Origin of the sequence: Arthrobacter sp. 08Y14 (assembly GCF_002929455.1) — a bacterium.
GTDB lineage: Bacteria > Actinomycetota > Actinomycetes > Actinomycetales > Micrococcaceae > Arthrobacter_B > Arthrobacter_B sunyaminii.
On sequence record NZ_PJIX01000001.1, the window covers coordinates 1,194,695 to 1,212,805 of the forward strand.

Genomic DNA, 18,111 nt, shown 5'->3' on the forward strand with positions numbered 1-18,111 from the left:
CGGGGAGGGGGAGTCGGGGTCAGTTCGCGGGCAGGTCAAGCCTGTCGAGGATGTCTGCGGCGATCTCTGCAGGTGAGTGGAGGATGTCGATGACAATCCCGGGTTCGTCCTCGGCCAGCGGTTCCAGGGTGTTGATCTGGGAAGGCAGCAGGGACGCGGGCATGAAATGGCCGCTGCGGGTCTTCATCCGCTCACGCAGTACCTCGGCGTCGCCGTTGAGGTGGACAAAGTGCAGCTGTCCGGAAGCGGAGGCCAGGACGTCCCGGTACACACGCTTCAGCGCGGAACAGGTGACGATGGTGGACCGTCCGTTCTCCGCCTGGGTGTCCATCCAGTTCCGGATGGAATCCAGCCAGGGCCATCGGTCCTCATCGGTCAGTGGGGTGCCGGACGCCATCTTGGCAATGTTGGCTTCGGAATGGAACTCGTCCGCTTCAGCCGCAATCCAGCCCAAATGCTCCGAAAGGAGAGTGGAGATGGTGGTCTTGCCTGAACCGGACACACCCATAATGACCAGGTGCTGCGGGGCGGGGCTCATATTTCTCCTTGGACGCCGTTGTCGCCGGAAGCGGGCTGGCCCCCTCCGAAGTGATCTGCAGGACAAAGGTATCACCATACAAGTGATTGATGACACCAATGCCCACGTTAGGCTGGTTCAACGCAGATTTCGGGTCACTGCCATTGAAGGACACGCCTTATTGGCATTGCGGAACCCGGTTCGAAAAGCCGAATCAACATTGCACGTTTTGAAAGTCAGGGGAACAGCGTGGACACCAGGGAGCCTCCGCGGGCGGCGGCAGCGGTCCTGAACGGGGCAATAATCGATGCCATCGGAGCGGATGTCGTGGCCGGAACGCTTCGGCCCGGAGACCGGCTGACGCTGGAGGGGCTGCAGGAGGAATTTGGTGTCTCGCGGACAGTGGTGCGGGACTGTATGCGGATCCTCGAGTCCATGAATCTGGTGTATTCCAAACGCCGCATTGGCATTGTGGTCCAAGACCCGTCCCACTGGAATGTTTTCGATTCGCGCATTATCCGCTGGCGTTTGAGCGGCCCGGGCAGGGACGGCCAGTTCCGGACACTGACGGAACTGCGGGTGGCGGTGGAGCCCATGGCGGCCGCCGGCGCTGCCCGGCATGCCGGGGAAACGGAGCGGTCCGCGCTGGTGGAACTGGCGGCACGCATGCGGGTGCTGGGGGAAGCAGGCAAGCTGGAAGAGTTTCTCGCCGCCGACATTGCCTTCCACACCCTGTTGCTGCGCTCCAGCGGAAACGAAATGTTCGCTTCCCTTGACGAGGTGGTCGCGGAAGTCCTGACCGGGCGCACACACCAGGGCCGCATGCCCAATCATCCGCGCGAGGTGGCCCTGCGGGGCCACGAGCTTGTGGCCGGGGCAGTGGCCGTCGGCGACGTGGATGAGGCGATGAAGCAGATGGCGGAGCTGCTGGAGGAGGTCCGGACGGCAGTGGCCTAAGCCTGCCCGGGCTCGGCGTTCGTGCGGAGATCTAACACCGGCAAACAGCAGCGGCCGGCTTCTCCCGGAGGGAAGAGCCGGCCGCCGGGGTGCCGGTGCTAGACAGTCGGCTGGGTATTTGCGTCTTCGGGGGTAACCACTTTGGCAGTGGGCAGGACGTTTTCCGCATCAACCATCCAGGCGTACTGCTCGAGCTTGCCGATGAAGCCGTGCAGGATGTCAGCGGTGGTGGGGTCTTCCTCGTCCACCTGGTCGTGCACCTCACGCATGGTGCCCACGGCCGCGTTCAGCATGGCGACCGTCAGCGTGACGGTGTCCTTGGTGTCCACGAGGCCTGCGGGGAACGGGGCAAGCGAGGTACCTTCGGCCACTGCAACACTCCGGCCGTCGGGGATGGCTCCCAGCGCGCGCATGCGCTCGGCCAGTTCATCCGCGAAAAGCCGGGCGTCTTCGATGATTTCATCGAGCTGCAGGTGAAGGTCGCGGAAGTTCTTGCCCACAACGTTCCAGTGTGCCTGCTTGCCCTGCAGGTGCAGCTCAATGAGGTCTACGAGGACGGCCTGCAGATTGGTGGTCAGTTCTTTGGATGCCTTCACGTTTCCTCCAATGTTGACGAAATCTGTTGACTAAGGACGACTGTGTTCTCCCGGGTTTCCGGTGTGGAGCCCCGGCCGCAGCCGCCAACCTAAGTAAGCTTACCTTCTCCTTGAAGTCGATGTGCCCGTTCGGTAGCGTGATGTGCCCGAAGCGGAATTTTCGCTTCCAACCGGCACGATCCGCCTACCGGAGGGACCTCCATGACCACCGTAGAAGAGTCCATTGACGTTGCAGTTCCCGTGTCCACGGCTTACAACCAGTGGACCCAGTTTGAATCATTTCCCCAGTTTATGGGCGGAGTGGAATCCATTACCCAGACTTCGGACACCAACAACCATTGGGTAACGAAGATCGGCGGAGTGGAGCGGGTGTTCGACACGAAGATCACCGAACAGCATCCGGACGAGCGGGTCGCCTGGAAGAGCACGGACGGAACCACGCACGCCGGGGTGGTGACCTTTCACCGGCTTGGAGACGAGGAAACCCGGGTGACCGTTCAGCTGGACTGGGATCCGGAAACCTTCATTGAGAAAGTGGGCTCCGTGGTGGGAGCAGATGACCGGCAGGTCAAGTCAGATCTGAAGGCCTTCAAGGAATTTATTGAGTCTCAGGGTGCTGCCACAGGTTCCTGGCGGGGTAACGTCGACGCCCCGCCCACGGCGCCCGATGCACCCGTCACCTCGACCTCTCCCCTGGCAGCGGCGCCTGAGGCGGATCCCGCCATGGACGATCCGGAATCAGGCGGTCCGCGGGCAGGGCTCTAGTTTCACCGTCCGGGGGTTGGCGCATCAGCCGCGGTCCAGCCCCCGGACCGCTGGGCCTTCCAGCAGCTTGCCGTCCGCTGCAAACCGTGAACCGTGCAGCGGGCAGTCCCAGGATGCCTCGGCGTCGTTCCAGGCAAGCACGCCGCCCAGATGCGGGCAAACGGCAGAGACCCTGGATATTTCGCCGTCCACGGTGCAGATACCCACAGGCCGCAGATTCTTGCGCACCACCTTTCCCTGGCCCTCGGGCGGGGCGGATTCGTCCGCCCCGGCCAGCGATGACGCCCAGCCGGCCAGCATTTCAAGCCCCACTTCGGCGTTGTCCCGGACGGCGCTAAGAACATCGCGGGAGGAAAGTTTCGGCTGGTACCAGTGAGGGGCCCCGTCGCCCTCCGCCGCAGGGGCAATGGCCTGGCTCAGCGCAAGGGCGGCGGCAACTGCGTTGGTCATGCCCCATTTGTTGAAACCCGTTGCCGCGAAAATGCTGCCGTCTCCAAAAGGAACCTGCCCCACATAGGGCACTCCGGAGGCGGGCTCATAGTCTTGGGCGGACCACGCATAAGTGGGATCCCCCACCGCAAAATGATGCGTGGTCCACCGTGACAGGTCCTCCACCAGTGACTGCGGATGCGGATGGTGTCCAACGGCATGGCCGTTCCCGCCGGAAATGAGGTAATCCGTTCCGCCGACACGGGCCGTACGCAGGGACCGTGAGGGGGAGTCAATGGACAAGTACATTCCCTGCGGCACCGCTCCGCGGATCGGATGGGCCATTGCGTAGGAACGCAGCGGCAGGAGCCTCGCGAAATAGCCGCCGCGGTCCAGGATTGGTATTCCGGTGGCCAGCACCAGATGGCGAGCTGACACGGAACCGGAGGGGGTCAGGACGCGGACCCGATTGTCCGCCGCCTTGCCTGCTCCGGTGACCCGGACCCCCTGGACCAGGGTCCCTCCCGCTGCCCGCAGTTCCGCAGCCAGTGCTGCCAGCGCCTGCAAGGGATGGATCTGCGCCTGTCCGGGCAGTTCCAGGGCTCCGGAGACTTCAAACGGCAGTTCGGTTTCCAGTGTCATCTGCGGTGACAAGCCGGCCGCTGTGGCGGCTGAGAATTCTTCCTCCAGGCTCTGCCTGCCCTTCTCGCTGACGGCATAGGTGTAGGCGGTGCGGATGTCGTGGTCCACCCCATGATCGCGGCAGAAACGGAGCAGCCATTCCTGGCCTGCCCGGTTGGCGTTCACATAGTTGCGGACGGCGTCGGCTCCTTGGTGGGAGGCGATGGTGGACAGCTGAACACCTTGGAGCAGGGAGACCTTTGCCGTGGTGTTCCCCGAGGTCACCGCTCCAACCTGCCGGGCCTCCAGCACCGCAACCTTCTGGCCGCGGCGGGCCAGCAGCAACGCAGCCGCAAGTCCGGTCAGGCCGGCTCCGGCCACCACAACGTCATATTCCGCCGAGGGAATAAACGGGTCGGAGGGGACGGGCGGGGCAGTGGACAGCCAGAGACTTTCCATGGTCAGGCCTCCATCCAGTCGGTGGAGACAATGTGCGAGCCGCCCTGCGGCCCCATCTGCAGCATCCCGCCGTCAACGGGCCAGGAGGCGCCGGTGACGTAGCTGGCGGCGGGGGAGGCAAGAAAGGCGACGACGGCGGCGATCTCGCGGGCGTCGCCGGGCCTGCCCAGGGGGATGCCGGGACGCTCCGCCCGGTGCGGGTCCTCGTCATGCTGACCCGTCATGGGGGTGGCGATTTCGCCGGGAGCCACCGAGTTTGCGGTGATCCCGTACCGGCCAAGTTCAAGGGCCATGACCTTCATGAGGCCGCCCAGCCCGTGCTTGGATGTGGTGTAGGCCGCCGATCCCACCCGCGGCTGGGTTTCATGAACGCTGGTCACGGCGATCAGACGCCCTTCCCGCCCCGATGCCACCATTATTTTGGCGGCGTGCTGCAGGCAGACAAAGGCTCCGTTGAGGTTGGTGTTCAGGGTGTCCATCCAGGTGGGAAAGTCCAGTTCGAGGAAGGGTTTGCCGTCCCCGGTGCCGGCGTTGTTGACGAACACGTCCAGTGATCCCAGCTCCGCCGCAAGGTGGTCAATGACCTGCCCGCAACCCGGGAGGTCCGTGGTGTCCAGCCGTGCTGTGACTGACTTTCGGCCGAGGGCGCGCACTTCCTCCGAGGTCTCCCTGGCCCCCTGCTCATCGGTGTGCCAGGTGATGCCCACATCCATTCCTGCTGCTGCGAGGGCAACCGCGGTGGCCCTGCCGATTCCGGAGTCGGAGCCCGTGACGATTGCGGTGCGAGGAGCGAAAACCATAATGGGGGGAGCCCTTTCGATGCAGGTCAGTTCAGGATGCTAAGTATGCTTCCCATGATCTGGTGATTGTGCAACAGTTGAGGAATTATTCGCTCCGGGGAATACGCGTTGAGCACTAGCCGGCCGCGGCCGGCAACACATGTCGCCAAGGCATAAGGAGTTTCCAATGTCCTATCCCATCCGCGGCAGGTCGCTCCGCCGCACCAATGCACAGCGAGCCTCCTGGTATTTCGGCATTATCTTCATCCTGATCGGTGTTCTGGGCTTCGTTCCCGGAATCACCTCCAACTACGACGTCCTTTATTTTTCAGGGTTTGAATCCGAAGCACTGCTTCTGGGTGTTTTCCAGGTGTCCATACTGCACAACATCGTCCACCTGCTGTTCGGGTTTCTAGGACTGATCATGGCCCGAACCAACAAACTGGCCCGGATCTACCTCGTTGGCGGCGGCATCGTCTATCTTCTGCTGTTCCTTTACGGACTCATCGTGCCGCACCACTCCGAAGGGAATTTTGTTCCCGTGAACTCTGCGGACAACTGGCTCCACCTGATCCTGGGGGTCGCCATGGTGGGACTGGGCCTGCTGTTCGGCTCACGTTCCGTTCCGGGGCGTACCTCTCCGGCCTAGCCGTTCGGGAACGTTCACCCGGGGCGAAGAAGAGGAATCCCGTTCCCGAAACTGGCAGACTGGGGACAAACTTCTACAACGCACCATGGACAGACTGGAAACCGTTCCTTGGAGTAAGGAAACGGTGGACATCACAGCCAACCCCGCAGCCGAGCTGGCTTTCGGATCACAGGAGGTGCCGGACCTTCCGGACCTCGCCCGAAAAGCGTCGGCAGTCCACGGCAGCGCCGACGCCGGGCTGCGTCTGGCCCGCGACATTGCAGCAGCTGCCCCGTTCCCCGGTCAGGGGCGGACCAAAACGCTGTGGTCCATCCTCGCCACCGTTGCTGCAGCCGACCTCACGGCTGCCCGGTCAATAGAGCCGCACCTGGATGCCCTGGCCATCCTGGACCAGGCCGGAATCTGCGCTGAGCCCGGAACCTGGGGAGTGTTTGCCGCCGAAGGGCCCGGCATGGCCGTCACGGCTACCCTTGGCGCGGATGGATGGGAGCTGTCCGGGCGCAAGCCCTGGTGTTCCCTCGCAGCCCGCCTGGACCACGCTGTGGTTACCGCCCACACCGGCAACGGCCGCCGTCGCGCTTTCGCCGTGGACCTGCGTCAACCGGCAGTGACACCCGTGCCGGAAACATGGGTGAGCCGGGGCCTGGCCGATGTCGACAGCGGACCGGTGGATTTCCAGCGTGCATCCGCCCGCCCCGTGGGTGCAGACAATTGGTACCTCGGGCGGCCCGGCTTTGCCTGGGGCGGAATGGGAGTGGCGGCCTGCTGGTACGGGGGAGCAGCAGCAGTGGCCCGGCGCATGTTCCGGGCTGCCGCGGAACGCGAACCGGACCAGATTGCCCATTCGCTGCTCGGCAAGGCTGACGCCCGGCTGCAGGCAGCCCGCGCCGTGCTGGACGACGCCGCGGCCCGGGTCGACGCCGGTGACGCTGCCGGGCGCGACGGCGCCATGCTGGCGCAGCGGGTCCGGGGCATCGTGGCCGATGCCGCGGAAGAGGTCCTCACGCTGGCGGACCACGGACTGGGTCCGGGGCCGCTGGCACTGGAAGAAGATCACGCCCGGCGCACCGCAGACCTTCGGATTTACCTTCGCCAGCACCACGCGGAGCGCGACTACGCAGCCCTTGGCCGGTCGCTGCTGCAGGGCGGGGAGATCCCGTGGTGAGCTTCAGCCACCTGGACGACTCCGTCCCCGAAGCCCGGTGGCTTTCAGCGGTTGAAGGCCGCAGCCACCTTGACCCGGCCCGGCTCTGGCCGCACGGAACCGGCCGGCTCGTGGTCCTGGCCGCCCATCCGGATGATGAAACCCTCGGAGCCGGCGGGCTCATCGCGCTGACGGCTGCCCGCGGTATCGCCGTCGACGTGGTGGTGGCAACGGCCGGCGAGGCTTCCCATCCGGACTCTCCCACTTTCTCTGCCGAGCAGCTGGCACGCGTCCGGCGGGTTGAACTGCGCGACGCCGTCGCACTTCTGGCACCCGAGGCCACCGTGCACTTCCTGGACCTGCCCGACGGTGGACTGGCCCGGCACCGGAGCGAACTCGACGCCGCGCTGGCTGCCATTGTAGGCCCCGCCGCTAAGGAAAGCACGGTTCTGGCCGCGCCGTGGCGCAGCGACGGACACACCGACCATGACACCGCCGGGCAGGCGGCGGCTGCCCTTGCCCGAACCATGGGCCTCCCGCTGCTGGAATATCCGATTTGGCTGTGGCATTGGGGCCAGCCGGGAGATGTCCCGGAAAACCTGGTGCTGCTGCCTCTCGGTGACGCTGCCGCCGCCAAGAAACGGGCGATGGACGCGCATGTTACCCAGGTGCGGCCCCTCTCGCCGGCACCGGGAGACGAAGCGCTGCTCAGCCCTGCCGTGCTGGCCCACTTTGAACGCAGCTTTGAATCGTTTGCGCTGTCCACCCCGCGACCGCCCCGCGAAGTCTTTGAGGATCTGTATCAGAGCAGCTCTGATCCCTGGCACTTTGAGGACAGTTTCTACGAGCACCGCAAACGCGCGCTGTGTCTGGCCATGCTTCCGCGCCCGCATTTCTCAGCGGTTTTTGAACCCGGCTGTTCCATCGGGGTTTTCACCCGGGAACTGGCGGGCCGCGCTGATGCCGTGCTGGCGACGGACATCAGCGACCGTGCACTCGAACTGGCCCGGCAGCGGCTGACATCGGCCGGGCACGTGCACCTGGAACAGGGGGCCGTGCCGGAAGACTGGCCCCCGGGCCGCTATGACCTGGTGGTTGTCTCGGAGATCGGATATTTCCTCCAGCACAGTGCGCTTGAGGAACTCATCGAGCGCACCAGTGAATCCCTGACGGACGACGGCGTGGTCCTGCTCTGTCACTGGCGCCATCCAAACGAGGGCTGGGAGCTGACCGGCGACCAGGTCCACGAAGCCTTCCGGGCACGGAGCGGCCTACAGGTCATCGCGGAGCACCGAGAACAGGACTTCCGAATTGACGTGCTGGCCCGCACGGAGGCGCCGTAGCGGATGCCCGCACCCGAACATTTGGCCGTTGTGATTCCGGCCCGCAACGAAGAGCAGCTCCTGCCCGAGTCCCTGGCATCGGTGTGTGCTGCCATGCGCGCGGCGGGGGAACAGTGCGGCATCGAGGGTTCGGTCACAGTGGTGCTGGATTCCTGTACGGACGGATCTGCGGATGTGGTGGCCGGGCTGCAGTCCCAGTGGGCTTCGGAGCTGGACCTGAGGATGGTGGCCGGTTCCTTCGGCCTGGTCGGCGCTGCCCGGGCAGCCGGCATTGCGGCCCTTCCGCAGCGGTCCGGACTCTGGATTTCCTCCACCGACGCCGACACGGTGGTTAGGCCGGACTGGCTCATCCGACAGTATCGGCTTGCCGCCGTTGGTTACGGCCTGGTCCTGGGCACCGTGGTTCCCGCTGCGGCGGATCTGAGTGCTGCGGAGCTGGCGGAGTGGCAGGGACAGCATGTTCTGGCCGAGGGGCACCCCTACATCCACGGCGCGAATCTGGGGTTCTCCCTCACGGCGTATCTCCGTGCGGGCGGGTTTGCCGCGCTGGCCGCCCATGAGGATGTGGATCTGGTGGCCCGGATCAAGGACACGGGCACACCGTGGATTGCCACCGACCAAACCCGGGTTGTAACCTCCGGTCGCAGGGACGGCAGGGCCCCCGAAGGGTTTTCGCAGTTCCTGAGACAGCTGCTCCCGCGCTGACGCTCCCCTCGCCGGGCATCTGCAGTGCGCCCGTGATGTCCATCCTCCCCAACGTTATGGTCACCGGTCGGCCGGATGGTTAGCGTAGGGACATGGACGTTACCGAGATTCAGCACCGCATTTCAGAACTCGTGGAGAAGGAACAGGAGCTGCGGGATTCCACGGCCGACGATCACCCCGAAAAGCGGCTGGAGCAGCTGCGCCGGGTTGAAGAGCAGCTGGACCAGTGCTGGGACCTGCTGCGGCAGCGCCGCGCCCGTCTGCACGCCGGGGAAAACCCGGACGACGCGACGGTGCGGCCGGTGGGGGAAGTCGAAGGTTACCGGCAATAGCCCCTGCAAGAACCCACAGCTGAGCCACCCGTTAGCGGCGGGGCAGGACCTCGCGGGCCAGGGCGGCCATGCCCAGTGTTCTGCGGAACGGACTGTTCCCCCGTGCTGCCTCCAGCGATGCCCAGAGGATCAGGGAACCTTTGCTGAGGGACCCCAGAACTTCCTGATACTTCGGTGTCAGGGCCATCATGGATGCCGCTCCGAGACCTGCCCACGCCAGGATGGGCAGGTTGGGGACTTCGACAATTCGGAGGCGCCCGTTGCGGTCCCGGAAAAAGTTTGTCAGCGCCATGGTTTAGGCACCCTTCCTGGTTTTGGCCGGAGCTTTGCGTGCGGGTTTCTTTTCCGCAGGCTTGGCGTCGTCTTTTTGGGTGCGGGTAGAGGAACGCGTTCCGGAACCTGAGGGCTTGGACCCTGACCCGGATGATTTCTTGTCGCGGTTTTTTTCCACGCTGCGCCGCAGGGCTTCCATAAGGTCCAGGACTTTTCCACCCTCCTCTTCGGTTTCGGTTCCGAAAGTCTCTTCGGTATCCAAGGCTTCGCCCTTTTCAAGCTTTGCTTCGATCAGCGTTTTCAACTGCTCCTGATAGTCGTCAGTGAACTCGGCCGGGTTGAAGTCCGAACTGAAGGACTCCACGAGGGTTGAAGACATCTCCAGTTCCTTGGCGCTGATCCGGACTTTCTCATCCAATGACGGGAAAGCAGCTTCCCGGACTTCGTCCTCCCACAGCAGGGTTTGCAGGGTCAGCACGTCGCCGCGGACCCTCAGCGCACCCAGCCTGCTCTTCTGCCGGAGCGAAAACTGCACGATGGCCGTGCGGTCAGTGTCCTCCAGCGTCCGTCGCAGCAGCACATAGGACTTCGTCGATTTCGAATCGGGTTCCAGATAGTACGTCTTATCGAAGAGGATGGGGTCCACCTGCTCGCTGGGCACAAATTCGACGACGTCGATCTCCCGGCTCTTCTCCACCGGCAGGGAGGCCAGTTCCTCGTCGCTGAGGACCACCGTTTGCTCGCCGTCGTCGTATGCCTTGGCAATGTCCTTGTATTCCACTACCTCGCCGCAGATTTCACAGCGGCGCTGGTAGCGGATGCGTCCGCCGTCCTTCTCATGGACCTGGTGCAGGCTGACGTCGTGGTTCTCGGTGGCGGCATAAACCTTGACCGGCACGTTGACCAGCCCAAAGGCTATGGCACCCTTCCAAATGGCTCTCATGTCTCCCAGTGAACACCAAACCCGGGGGCCTCGACCAGAGTGCCGCGGAGCGCTCAGCCCAGCTTTAATTCGGTTCCGATGGCCCGGTATACGTCGGGATTGGCAAAATAGGCACTGTGCGAACCGGGAAACGGCTCTCCGGACGCAACTTCCTGATCGATGATCCGGTCACCGCGTCCGGCAAAGACCCGTTCGCTGCAGAAGGACAGCAGATCACGTTCATCCCAAAAGTTGAGCCAGGGTGCCGGCAGCGTACCCGGTCCGCCCGGGGCCAAATGTGCGAGTCCGCCCAGCAGATAGAGCCAGGGACTTTGGGAACCGGCGGTGACGAGCAGGTCCAGCCGAATGCCTTCAGCTTTCCACCCGGGATCGGAGACCAGGTCCACGGCGGCCACCCCGCCGAGGCTGTGGCCGAAGAGGACCACGGGGGCGTCCTGGTTCGCCATCCGGAGGGCATGCGTGACGGCGGTGCGGGCCTCGGCGCCCCGGCGCAGGTAGTAGATGATGCTGCGGGAAAAATCCGATGCTGCATCTGTCAGCGGCACGCGGCGGCGGATTGCGACGTCGGTGACCAGGTTCAGGGTTAGCCGCTCCAGGCTGCTGCCCAGCAGGTTTTCTTCCGCGGCGTTGACTGCGGCAACGTTGTTCTCCTCTGTTCCGGTTTGGAGTTCGGCTGCGGCGGTGTCCGGGAGGCGGTGGAGCGGCGGAGCATTGAGAAGGTCCAACCCGGCCAAGGCCAACCCGCGTTCCGCCCCGGCGAGTTCCGTCGGGGTCTCGGCCGTTGCCGGCTGGTAACGCGGCGGGAGCGCGGAAACCACGCTGATGTCCGGGGCGGCACCGGCAGCCCACGAAACATCAAGGACCGCATAGCCTTCCAGCGCCGGATCCCGGGCAAGCATCCAGCGAATGGTTTCGGCGGGGACAGGATCAGGATTGCCGGTGCCCTGCAGGAAAACCAGGGTGCCTGCGGCATCAGGAGCTGCGGGGAACAAATTGGCCTCTCTGGGGTTGGCGTTGGCACATGGTCAGGGCGCCACTCTCACACCTCCGGGGCCGGACCGCCAGACCCGGGGGTGAAATCGCTGCGCATCGAGTGTCCGGATCAGGGCCTTCAGCTCCATCGAGTGACGCACACATGCGGCGGATCCTGCGCTATTCCCGGATGAGCCGGCCACTCGGCGGGTGTGTGCAGGTTTGCCAGGGCGGATAATGGAACCCGCAACGGAGGGAGCGGCTGTGGGCAGGGAAGCATCAACCGGCGGGGAAGCGGCAGGGCGGTCCGAACTGACGGTGGGCCAGATGGCTGAACGCAGCGGGGTGAGCGTTTCAGCCCTGCACTTCTATGAGCGGCAGGGGCTGATCAGCAGCCGCCGAACTGCGGGGAACCAGCGCCGATTCGACCGCTCGGTTCTGCGCCGGGTGGCGGTCATCCGCGCTGCGCAGCGTGCAGGCATTCCGCTGTCCGCCATTGCGCGGGCACTGGATGAGCTGCCCAAGGACGCCGTCCCGGACCAGAACGACTGGCAGCGGCTGTCCTCTGCCTGGCGCCAGGACCTGGACGCGAGGATTCATTCCCTCGAGGCTCTGCGGGACCGGCTCGGCGGATGCATCGGGTGTGGCTGCCTCTCGCTGGCCGAATGCCGGTTCGTCAACCCAGACGACGCGTCAGCCGACCGGGGAACCGGCGCCCGCGCCTTCGAGTTTTAGGGCGCGGTCCGACGGCGCGTACCGGCCGCCGATTTGACCTCAACCATAGTTGAGGTTCTAGCGTTGACTCATGCTGACAGACCATTTCAAGGACGCCTTCCGCGCCCATCCGGCCGGAGTTGCCGTTATTACCGCGTACGGCGACGCCGGTCCGGTCGGATTGACTGCTTCGTCCGTGTCCTCCGTCTCCGCAGACCCGCCCATTCTGGTCTTCTCACTGGCGTCAGCTCAGGGATCAGCCGGTGTCATTGCCGCCGCTGACACCGTGGTGGTGCATCTTCTGGGGGCACGCAACGCTCCACTGGCCTCCCTGTTTTCCCGGCCCGGAACGGACAGGTTCACCCCGGAGCTGGCCTGGGAGAAGCTGCCCACCGGCGAGCCGCTTCTCACGGATGCACCGCATGCCCTGCGTGCCCGCGTCCTGAGCCGCACCGCCGTCGGATCCTCTGTCCTGGTGACGGGAGAAGTCCTGAACATTCTTGCCTCCGGAGAACCGGATGCCCCGCTGGTCTATCACAACCGCACCTACCACCGCCTGGGGTCCCACTCCGCGCTCTGAGCGTCCGGCTTCCCGGCCCGCAGGACACGCAGGCGCAGGACGGACGTGGCTGCAGCCGGGTTTGTTGGAATGATGGGAGGAATTACCCATCATCAACTGAAACGGGAGCACCATGGCCACGAAGAAATCCCTCAAGGACCTCACCAGCCAGCAGAAGAAGCTGGTGGGCGTTTCCGCCACCGTGCAGTTTGCCCTTGCCGGCCTGGCGCTGGCGGATATTTGGCGCCGGCCCGCGTCCGAAGTCCGCGGTTCCCGGGCCCTGTGGTCCGCAGCCTGCGCCGTGAACTTCATCGGCCCGCTGTCCTACTTCGTTTTCGGCCGGCGCAAGTAAGCGTGGCTCCGGCAGGCCGCCGCCCGCCTGTCCGCAAATCCGCATCCGGAAAAACCAAGCAACCTGCTGTGGACCCCGTTTCGCTGCAGGGTTTGGAAGAAGCACCGGCACCGGAAGACGCTGGCACGTTTGAAGGCCTGCGTTTTGACGGGGAGTCCTTCGACGGCACGGATCTGCAGGGCAGCACCTTTTTGGAATGCGAGTTCAGCGCGGTGTCCATGTCGGACACCGCGCTGCGCGGCGCCCGGTTCCTGGAATGCCGTTCCTTCGGCCTGTATGCACCGGTGTTCCGTGCTCCGCGGGCCACCTTCCGCGACGTGGTCCTGGAGGGCAGCCGGCTTGGATCGGCGGAACTGTATGACAACGGCTGGAACTCCGTGCACGTGGACGGCGGCAAACTGGATTATGTGAACCTGCGCAACTCCAAGCTCACCGACGTCCTGTTCACCGGCTGCACCATCGAGGAACTGGACCTGGACGGCGTCCACGCCACCCGGGTGGCCTTCCGCGACTGCCGGATCGGTGCCCTGAGCCTCACTGGAGCGGTGCTGCAGGACGTGGACCTGCGCAGCACGGAGCTGCGGTCCATCACGTACCTGGCCGGATTACACGGCGCCACGATCGATGACGGGCAGCTGATGATGCTGGCCCCGCTGCTGGCCGCCAACATCGGGCTGCGCGTGGAGGGCTGACTCAGCTTTCCTGGGCGAGCTTGGACGCGTTCTTGATGATGTTCTTGGCCATGGACGGGAAGATCAGGCCGTGGAACGGGGCAATGAGCCACCAGTAGAGTTTCCCGGCCAGTCCCTTGGGAAAGTAAATGGCGCGCTGCCGGTACAGGCTGCCCCCGCCGTCGGGATCCACCCGCAGTTCCAGCCAGGCCTTTCCCGGCACCCGCATTTCGGCGCGCAGCCGCAGCAGGCTGCCGCGCTCCAGCAGTTCCACCCGCCACCAATCCACCACGTCCCCGGTGAACAGGGTGGTGGGATTGCGGCGGCCGCGGGTCAGACCGGCGCCGCCCACGGTCTTGTCCAGCACGCCGCGGATGGCCCAGGCCATCGGCAGCGAATACCAGCCGTTCTTGCCGCCGATTCCCTCAATCACCTTCCACACATGCTCGGGAGCCACCGAGGAACGGCGCTGCCGGGAGTCCACATAGACCGTCTGCCCGGCCCAGTTCGGGTCAGTCGGCAGCGGTGAGGACGCATCATCGGCCGACGGCGACGCGCTGGCCCACGTGGTTTCCACCTCGCCGCGCTTTTCCTTGCCCAACGCCCGCTTAACCGCTTCCTGATACCCGGTGCGGCCGCCGTCGGGCTCCGCCACAAACTGGTCAATGTCGTGTTCCTTGGACACGGCGTCGTGCTGCAGGGATTCCACCAGCGGCAGCGACATGGACCGCGGAATCGGGGTTACCAGGGCCACCCACATGCCGGCGAGCCGGGGTGCGGGCAGCGGCAGGGCATAGATCCGCCGCCGAGGCAGGCCGGCCTCTTCCGCGTACCCGTTCATGATCTCCGCATAGGTCAGGACCTCGCGGGAGCCGATATCGAAGGTGCGGTTCACATCGGCGGGGAGGTCGACGGCGCGGACCAGATAGTGCAGGACGTCGCGGATGGCGATGGGCTCGATTTTCCGCCGCACCCAGCTCGGAGCCGGCATGACAGGCAGGGTTTCGGTCAGGTGCCGGATCATTTCAAACGACGCCGAACCGGAACCGATGACCACGCCGGCCTGGTAGACAACCGCGGGAACCTTGCCCTCAAGGAGGATCCGTCCCACCTCGGTGCGGGAGCGCATGTGCGGGGACAGCTCACCTTCCGGATGCAGTCCGCCCAGATACACGATCCGCTGCACCCCCGCCTCGGCCGCGGTGTCCGCAACAATGTGCGCGATCCGCTCCTCCTGGCTGGCAAAGCCCTTGCCCGAGGCCATGGAATGCACCAGGAAGTAGACGGTATCCATGCCCTGCATGGCCTCGGCGACGGAATCCTTGTCCGCGAGGTCACCCTGGATGATCTCGACGTCGTCGTGCCACGGAACGTCGTGCAGTTTCTCCGGGGAACGCACCAGGACCCGCACCTTGTGGCCGTCCTGCAGGAGCAGCGGCACCAGCCGCCCGCCAATGTAGCCCGTGGCGCCTGTTACCAAAACCCGCTGTGACTCAGTCATTTTCCCAACGTACACAGTTCTTCCGACGCTGAGCAGTGGCTGCGGAACGCCGTTGGCGTAATCTGCCCAGCAGGCTCACAAATACTGGAAATTGCGTGCCCATCCCGGTAAGACTAGGGACCATGGCGAGCAGCGGAGCGGGTCTGAAGCAGCAGGAAACTGTGAACGTGGACGGCCACCGCCTCCGGCTGACCAATTTGGACAAGGTGTTGTATCCGGAAACCGGAACCACCAAGGCCGACGTGCTGTCTTATTACGCCGCCGTAGCCGAGGCACTGCTGCCGCATTCCCGGGACCGTCCGGCCACCCGCAAGCGCTGGGTCCACGGAGTGGGAGTGCCCGGAGATCCGGGGCAGGTCTTCTTTCAGAAAAACATCGAGACCTCCGCTCCCACGTGGGTGAAGAGATTTCCGATTGAACACAAAAGCGGCACCAACATTTATCCGCTGGTCAACGACCTGGCGACATTGACCTGGCTGGCCCAAAGCGCGGCCCTGGAAATCCATGTTCCGCAGTGGCGGTTTGGCCCGCGCGGCAAGATCAATAATCCGGACCGCCTGGTGCTGGATCTGGATCCGGGGGAGGGCGTGGACCTGGCGCAGTGTGCCGAGGTGGCCCGCCTGGCCCGGGACATCCTCTCCGACATGGGACTGGACGCCCGCCCGGTCACCAGCGGTTCCAAGGGTATCCATCTGTATGCCGCGCTGGACGGGAAGCAGACCTCGGACGAGGTGAGCGCCGTCGCACACGAACTCGCGCGGGCCCTGGAAGCGGACCATCCGGACCTGATCGTGTCCGACATGAAAAAGTCCCTGCGGACCGGCAAGGTTCTGCTGGACTGGAGCCAGAACAACGGCAACAAAACCACCATCTGCCCCTATTCGCTGCGCGGCCGGTTCACGCCCACAGTGGCGGCGCCGCGTACCTGGGAGGAGCTCGAGGATCCGGACCTCGCCCAGCTGGACTACGAACAGGTGATGCAGCGGCTGGCCGAGGACGGGGATCCGCTGGCCGGCATGGACTCCGGCTCCGGGGAACTGGCCGCCGAGGCACTGGAGGACGCCGTGGCGGAAGGAACCGGTGCGGGACCCGCGGACCGGCTCAGCAAGTACCGCAGCATGCGCGACGCCGCCAAAACCCCGGAACCCGTTCCGGCCGAACCCGCGGAGCCCTCCGAAGGCAACAGCTTTGTCATCCAGGAGCACCACGCCCGGCGGCTGCACTGGGACTTCCGGCTGGAACATGACGGCGTCCTGGTCTCCTGGGCGCTGCCCAAGGGACCGCCCGATTCCCCGGACCAGAACCATCTGGCAGTCCAGACTGAGGATCATCCGCTGGACTACGGCAGCTTTGCGGGAACCATTCCCAAGGGCGAGTACGGCGCCGGCGAGGTACGGATCTGGGACCACGGAACCTATGAACCGGAAAAATGGCGCGACGGCAAGGAGGTCATTGCCGTGCTGCACGGCCAGCCCGACGGCGGCCTTGCCTCCGAAGGCAGCGCGGACCGCCGCTTCGCCCTGATCCACACCGGCGGCAAGGGCGGGGCAAACAACTGGCTGATCCACCTCATGAAGCACCAGCCTGAGCCGCGGGATCCGGCGGACACTCCGGATGCTCCCGGTACTCCCGATACTCCCGATAAGGCGGACAAAGCCAACAAAGCGGACAAAGCTGATCTGAAGGCCAGGGATACTGACGAGGCGGAAGATTCACCCGTCGAAACCGTGGCAGCCGCCGCCGCAGCGCCGCCTCCCGGGGCCAAAACCCTTCCGGATACCGCCGGGACAGCCAAGGCCGTGGCTGCCGACGCGAAAGAGCACGGCATGCCGCAGGTGGAACCCATGCTGGCTACCCTCGGCACCCGGGCGGACGTCAATGAAGACGACGAATGGGCCTTTGAAATGAAGTGGGACGGCGTCCGAGCGGTGGTGGATGTGACGCCGGAGGGAACCCGGCTGATCAGCCGCAACGGCAATGACATGACCGCCGCCTACCCCGAACTGCAGGAACTGGGGCGGCGCCTGTTCGGGGAACGCGCGGTCCTGGACGGGGAAATCGTGGCCATCAACAAGGCGGGCCGGCCGGACTTCGGGCTGCTCCAGCCTCGTATGCACCTGACCAAGCGCCGCGACATAGAGGCCGCTGCCGCACGCACCCCGGTTCACCTGATGATCTTTGACCTGTTGTGGCTGGACGGAAACTCGCTGATGGAGCTGCCGTACTCGCAGCGGCGGGAGATCCTGGAATCCGCAGTGGAACCGGCGGGGGAGGACGGCCACGTTCAGGTGCCGCCGGCGCTGGAGATGTCCATGGATGAGGCCGTGGAGGCGAGCAAGGAGCTCGGCCTTGAAGGAGTCATGGCCAAGCGGCGAACCAGCACCTATTCCCCCGGCCGGAGGTCCAAGAGCTGGATCAAACTCAAGAATTCCTTCACCCAGGAAGTGGTGATTGTGGGCTGGCGCCCGGGCAAGGGCAACCGGGCATCCAAGATCGGTTCGCTGCTGGTGGCCGTTCCGGACGGTCATGAGCTGACCTACATTGGCCGGGTTGGATCAGGCCTGAGCGAGAAAGATCTGGCCCTGGTGGGCGGGAAACTGAAAAAACTGGCCCGCAAGACACCCCCGCTGGAGGGAGTTCCCCACGCGGACGCCTCCGACGCCCAATGGGTCCGCCCCGTCCTGGTGGGTGAAGTGACCTATTCCGAACGCACCGCCACCGGCAAGCTCCGCCACCCCGCCTGGCGCGGACTGCGCCCGGACAAGAAACCCTCCGACGTCGTCGTCGAAATCCCCTGATCCGTCTGCCCAACATTCAGCCGTTCCCAACC

The 18,111-nt window shown here is 64.9% G+C and carries 19 protein-coding genes and 1 pseudogene; 12 read left to right on the forward strand and 8 right to left on the reverse strand.

Going from position 1 to position 18,111, the window contains the following annotated elements:
* Window positions 1-19: 19 nt before the first annotated feature.
* Complete coding sequence (locus tag CXR03_RS05705; protein WP_104102495.1) at window positions 20-538, reverse strand: gluconokinase; 519 nt, start codon at window positions 536-538, stop codon at window positions 20-22.
* Between the two features lie 228 nt (window positions 539-766).
* Between CXR03_RS05705 and CXR03_RS05710 the strand changes: the two genes are divergently transcribed.
* Window positions 767-1,474: a FadR/GntR family transcriptional regulator gene (locus CXR03_RS05710; RefSeq protein WP_104102496.1), complete on the forward strand. Its 708-nt coding sequence runs from the start codon at window positions 767-769 to the stop codon at window positions 1,472-1,474.
* A 98-nt stretch (window positions 1,475-1,572) separates the two neighbouring features.
* Here CXR03_RS05710 and CXR03_RS05715 read toward each other — a convergent pair whose 3' ends face one another.
* Window positions 1,573-2,070, reverse strand: coding sequence for a Dps family protein (locus CXR03_RS05715; RefSeq protein WP_104102498.1), 498 nt, complete (start codon window positions 2,068-2,070; stop codon window positions 1,573-1,575).
* Window positions 2,071-2,271: 201 nt separating this feature from the next.
* Here CXR03_RS05715 and CXR03_RS05720 point away from each other — a divergent pair.
* Window positions 2,272-2,718 (forward strand): annotated as a pseudogene (locus CXR03_RS05720) (SRPBCC family protein); the annotation flags it as partial.
* 141 nt (window positions 2,719-2,859) lie between these two features.
* Here CXR03_RS05720 and CXR03_RS05725 read toward each other — a convergent pair.
* On the reverse strand, window positions 2,860-4,344 hold the full coding sequence (locus CXR03_RS05725) for an FAD-dependent oxidoreductase (RefSeq protein ID WP_104102501.1): 1,485 nt from the start codon (window positions 4,342-4,344) through the stop codon (window positions 2,860-2,862).
* Window positions 4,345-4,346: 2 nt separating this feature from the next.
* A complete protein-coding gene (locus tag CXR03_RS05730; protein WP_104102503.1) occupies window positions 4,347-5,144 on the reverse strand; it encodes an SDR family oxidoreductase in 798 nt (265 codons plus the stop codon).
* 166 nt (window positions 5,145-5,310) lie between these two features.
* On the opposite strand from CXR03_RS05730, the gene CXR03_RS05735 reads away from it, so the two are divergent.
* The 5 genes from CXR03_RS05735 (at window position 5,311) to CXR03_RS05755 (ending at window position 9,296) form a co-directional block, all read left to right on the forward strand.
* Window positions 5,311-5,772 carry a DUF4383 domain-containing protein gene (locus tag CXR03_RS05735; protein WP_104102505.1) on the forward strand — a complete coding sequence of 154 codons (462 nt, stop codon included), beginning with the start codon at window positions 5,311-5,313 and terminating at the stop codon, window positions 5,770-5,772.
* A gap of 85 nt (window positions 5,773-5,857) precedes the next feature.
* Window positions 5,858-6,937, forward strand: coding sequence for an acyl-CoA dehydrogenase (locus CXR03_RS05740; RefSeq protein ID WP_146070462.1), 1,080 nt, complete (start codon window positions 5,858-5,860; stop codon window positions 6,935-6,937).
* Entirely contained in the window at window positions 6,934-8,259 is a 1,326-nt protein-coding gene (locus CXR03_RS05745) for a PIG-L family deacetylase (protein ID WP_258073501.1), read from the forward strand. The genes CXR03_RS05740 and CXR03_RS05745 overlap by 4 nt, the downstream gene beginning before the upstream one ends.
* A gap of 3 nt (window positions 8,260-8,262) precedes the next feature.
* Window positions 8,263-8,964 (forward strand): glycosyltransferase family 2 protein, encoded by a 702-nt coding sequence (locus CXR03_RS05750; RefSeq protein WP_104102510.1) that lies wholly within the window; start codon window positions 8,263-8,265, stop codon window positions 8,962-8,964.
* Window positions 8,965-9,056: 92 nt separating this feature from the next.
* A complete protein-coding gene (locus CXR03_RS05755) occupies window positions 9,057-9,296 on the forward strand; it encodes a DUF2630 family protein (RefSeq protein ID WP_104102511.1) in 240 nt (79 codons plus the stop codon).
* A gap of 31 nt (window positions 9,297-9,327) precedes the next feature.
* Here CXR03_RS05755 and CXR03_RS05760 read toward each other — a convergent pair whose 3' ends face one another.
* The 3 genes from CXR03_RS05760 to CXR03_RS05770 are packed head-to-tail and all read right to left on the reverse strand — an operon-like array spanning window position 9,328 to window position 11,504.
* Window positions 9,328-9,588, reverse strand: a complete 261-nt coding sequence (locus tag CXR03_RS05760) for a hypothetical protein (RefSeq protein ID WP_104102513.1) — start codon at window positions 9,586-9,588, stop codon at window positions 9,328-9,330.
* Window positions 9,589-9,591: 3 nt separating this feature from the next.
* On the reverse strand, window positions 9,592-10,512 hold the full coding sequence (locus tag CXR03_RS05765) for a Ku protein (RefSeq protein ID WP_104102514.1): 921 nt from the start codon (window positions 10,510-10,512) through the stop codon (window positions 9,592-9,594).
* Window positions 10,513-10,565: 53 nt separating this feature from the next.
* Window positions 10,566-11,504, reverse strand: a complete 939-nt coding sequence (locus CXR03_RS05770; RefSeq protein ID WP_104102516.1) for a hypothetical protein — start codon at window positions 11,502-11,504, stop codon at window positions 10,566-10,568.
* 217 nt (window positions 11,505-11,721) lie between these two features.
* Here CXR03_RS05770 and soxR point away from each other — a divergent pair, with 217 nt between their 5' ends.
* The 4 genes from soxR to CXR03_RS05790 all read left to right on the forward strand — a co-directional run bounded on the left by soxR (window position 11,722) and on the right by CXR03_RS05790 (window position 13,801).
* Window positions 11,722-12,219, forward strand: coding sequence for a redox-sensitive transcriptional activator SoxR (gene soxR, locus CXR03_RS05775; RefSeq protein ID WP_104102517.1), 498 nt, complete (start codon window positions 11,722-11,724; stop codon window positions 12,217-12,219).
* A gap of 70 nt (window positions 12,220-12,289) precedes the next feature.
* Window positions 12,290-12,778, forward strand: coding sequence for a flavin reductase family protein (locus tag CXR03_RS05780; RefSeq protein ID WP_104102519.1), 489 nt, complete (start codon window positions 12,290-12,292; stop codon window positions 12,776-12,778).
* A 112-nt stretch (window positions 12,779-12,890) separates the two neighbouring features.
* Complete coding sequence (locus CXR03_RS05785; RefSeq protein WP_104102521.1) at window positions 12,891-13,109, forward strand: PLD nuclease N-terminal domain-containing protein; 219 nt, start codon at window positions 12,891-12,893, stop codon at window positions 13,107-13,109.
* Between the two features lie 68 nt (window positions 13,110-13,177).
* Window positions 13,178-13,801, forward strand: a complete 624-nt coding sequence (locus tag CXR03_RS05790; RefSeq protein WP_258073502.1) for a pentapeptide repeat-containing protein — start codon at window positions 13,178-13,180, stop codon at window positions 13,799-13,801.
* Between the two features lies 1 nt (window position 13,802).
* On the opposite strand, the gene CXR03_RS05795 is transcribed toward CXR03_RS05790, so the two are convergent.
* Window positions 13,803-15,281: an SDR family oxidoreductase gene (locus CXR03_RS05795; RefSeq protein WP_104102524.1), complete on the reverse strand. Its 1,479-nt coding sequence runs from the start codon at window positions 15,279-15,281 to the stop codon at window positions 13,803-13,805.
* A 122-nt stretch (window positions 15,282-15,403) separates the two neighbouring features.
* On the opposite strand from CXR03_RS05795, the gene CXR03_RS05800 reads away from it, so the two are divergent.
* On the forward strand, window positions 15,404-18,079 hold the full coding sequence (locus CXR03_RS05800) for an ATP-dependent DNA ligase (protein ID WP_104102526.1): 2,676 nt from the start codon (window positions 15,404-15,406) through the stop codon (window positions 18,077-18,079).
* Window positions 18,080-18,111: the final 32 nt, after the last annotated feature.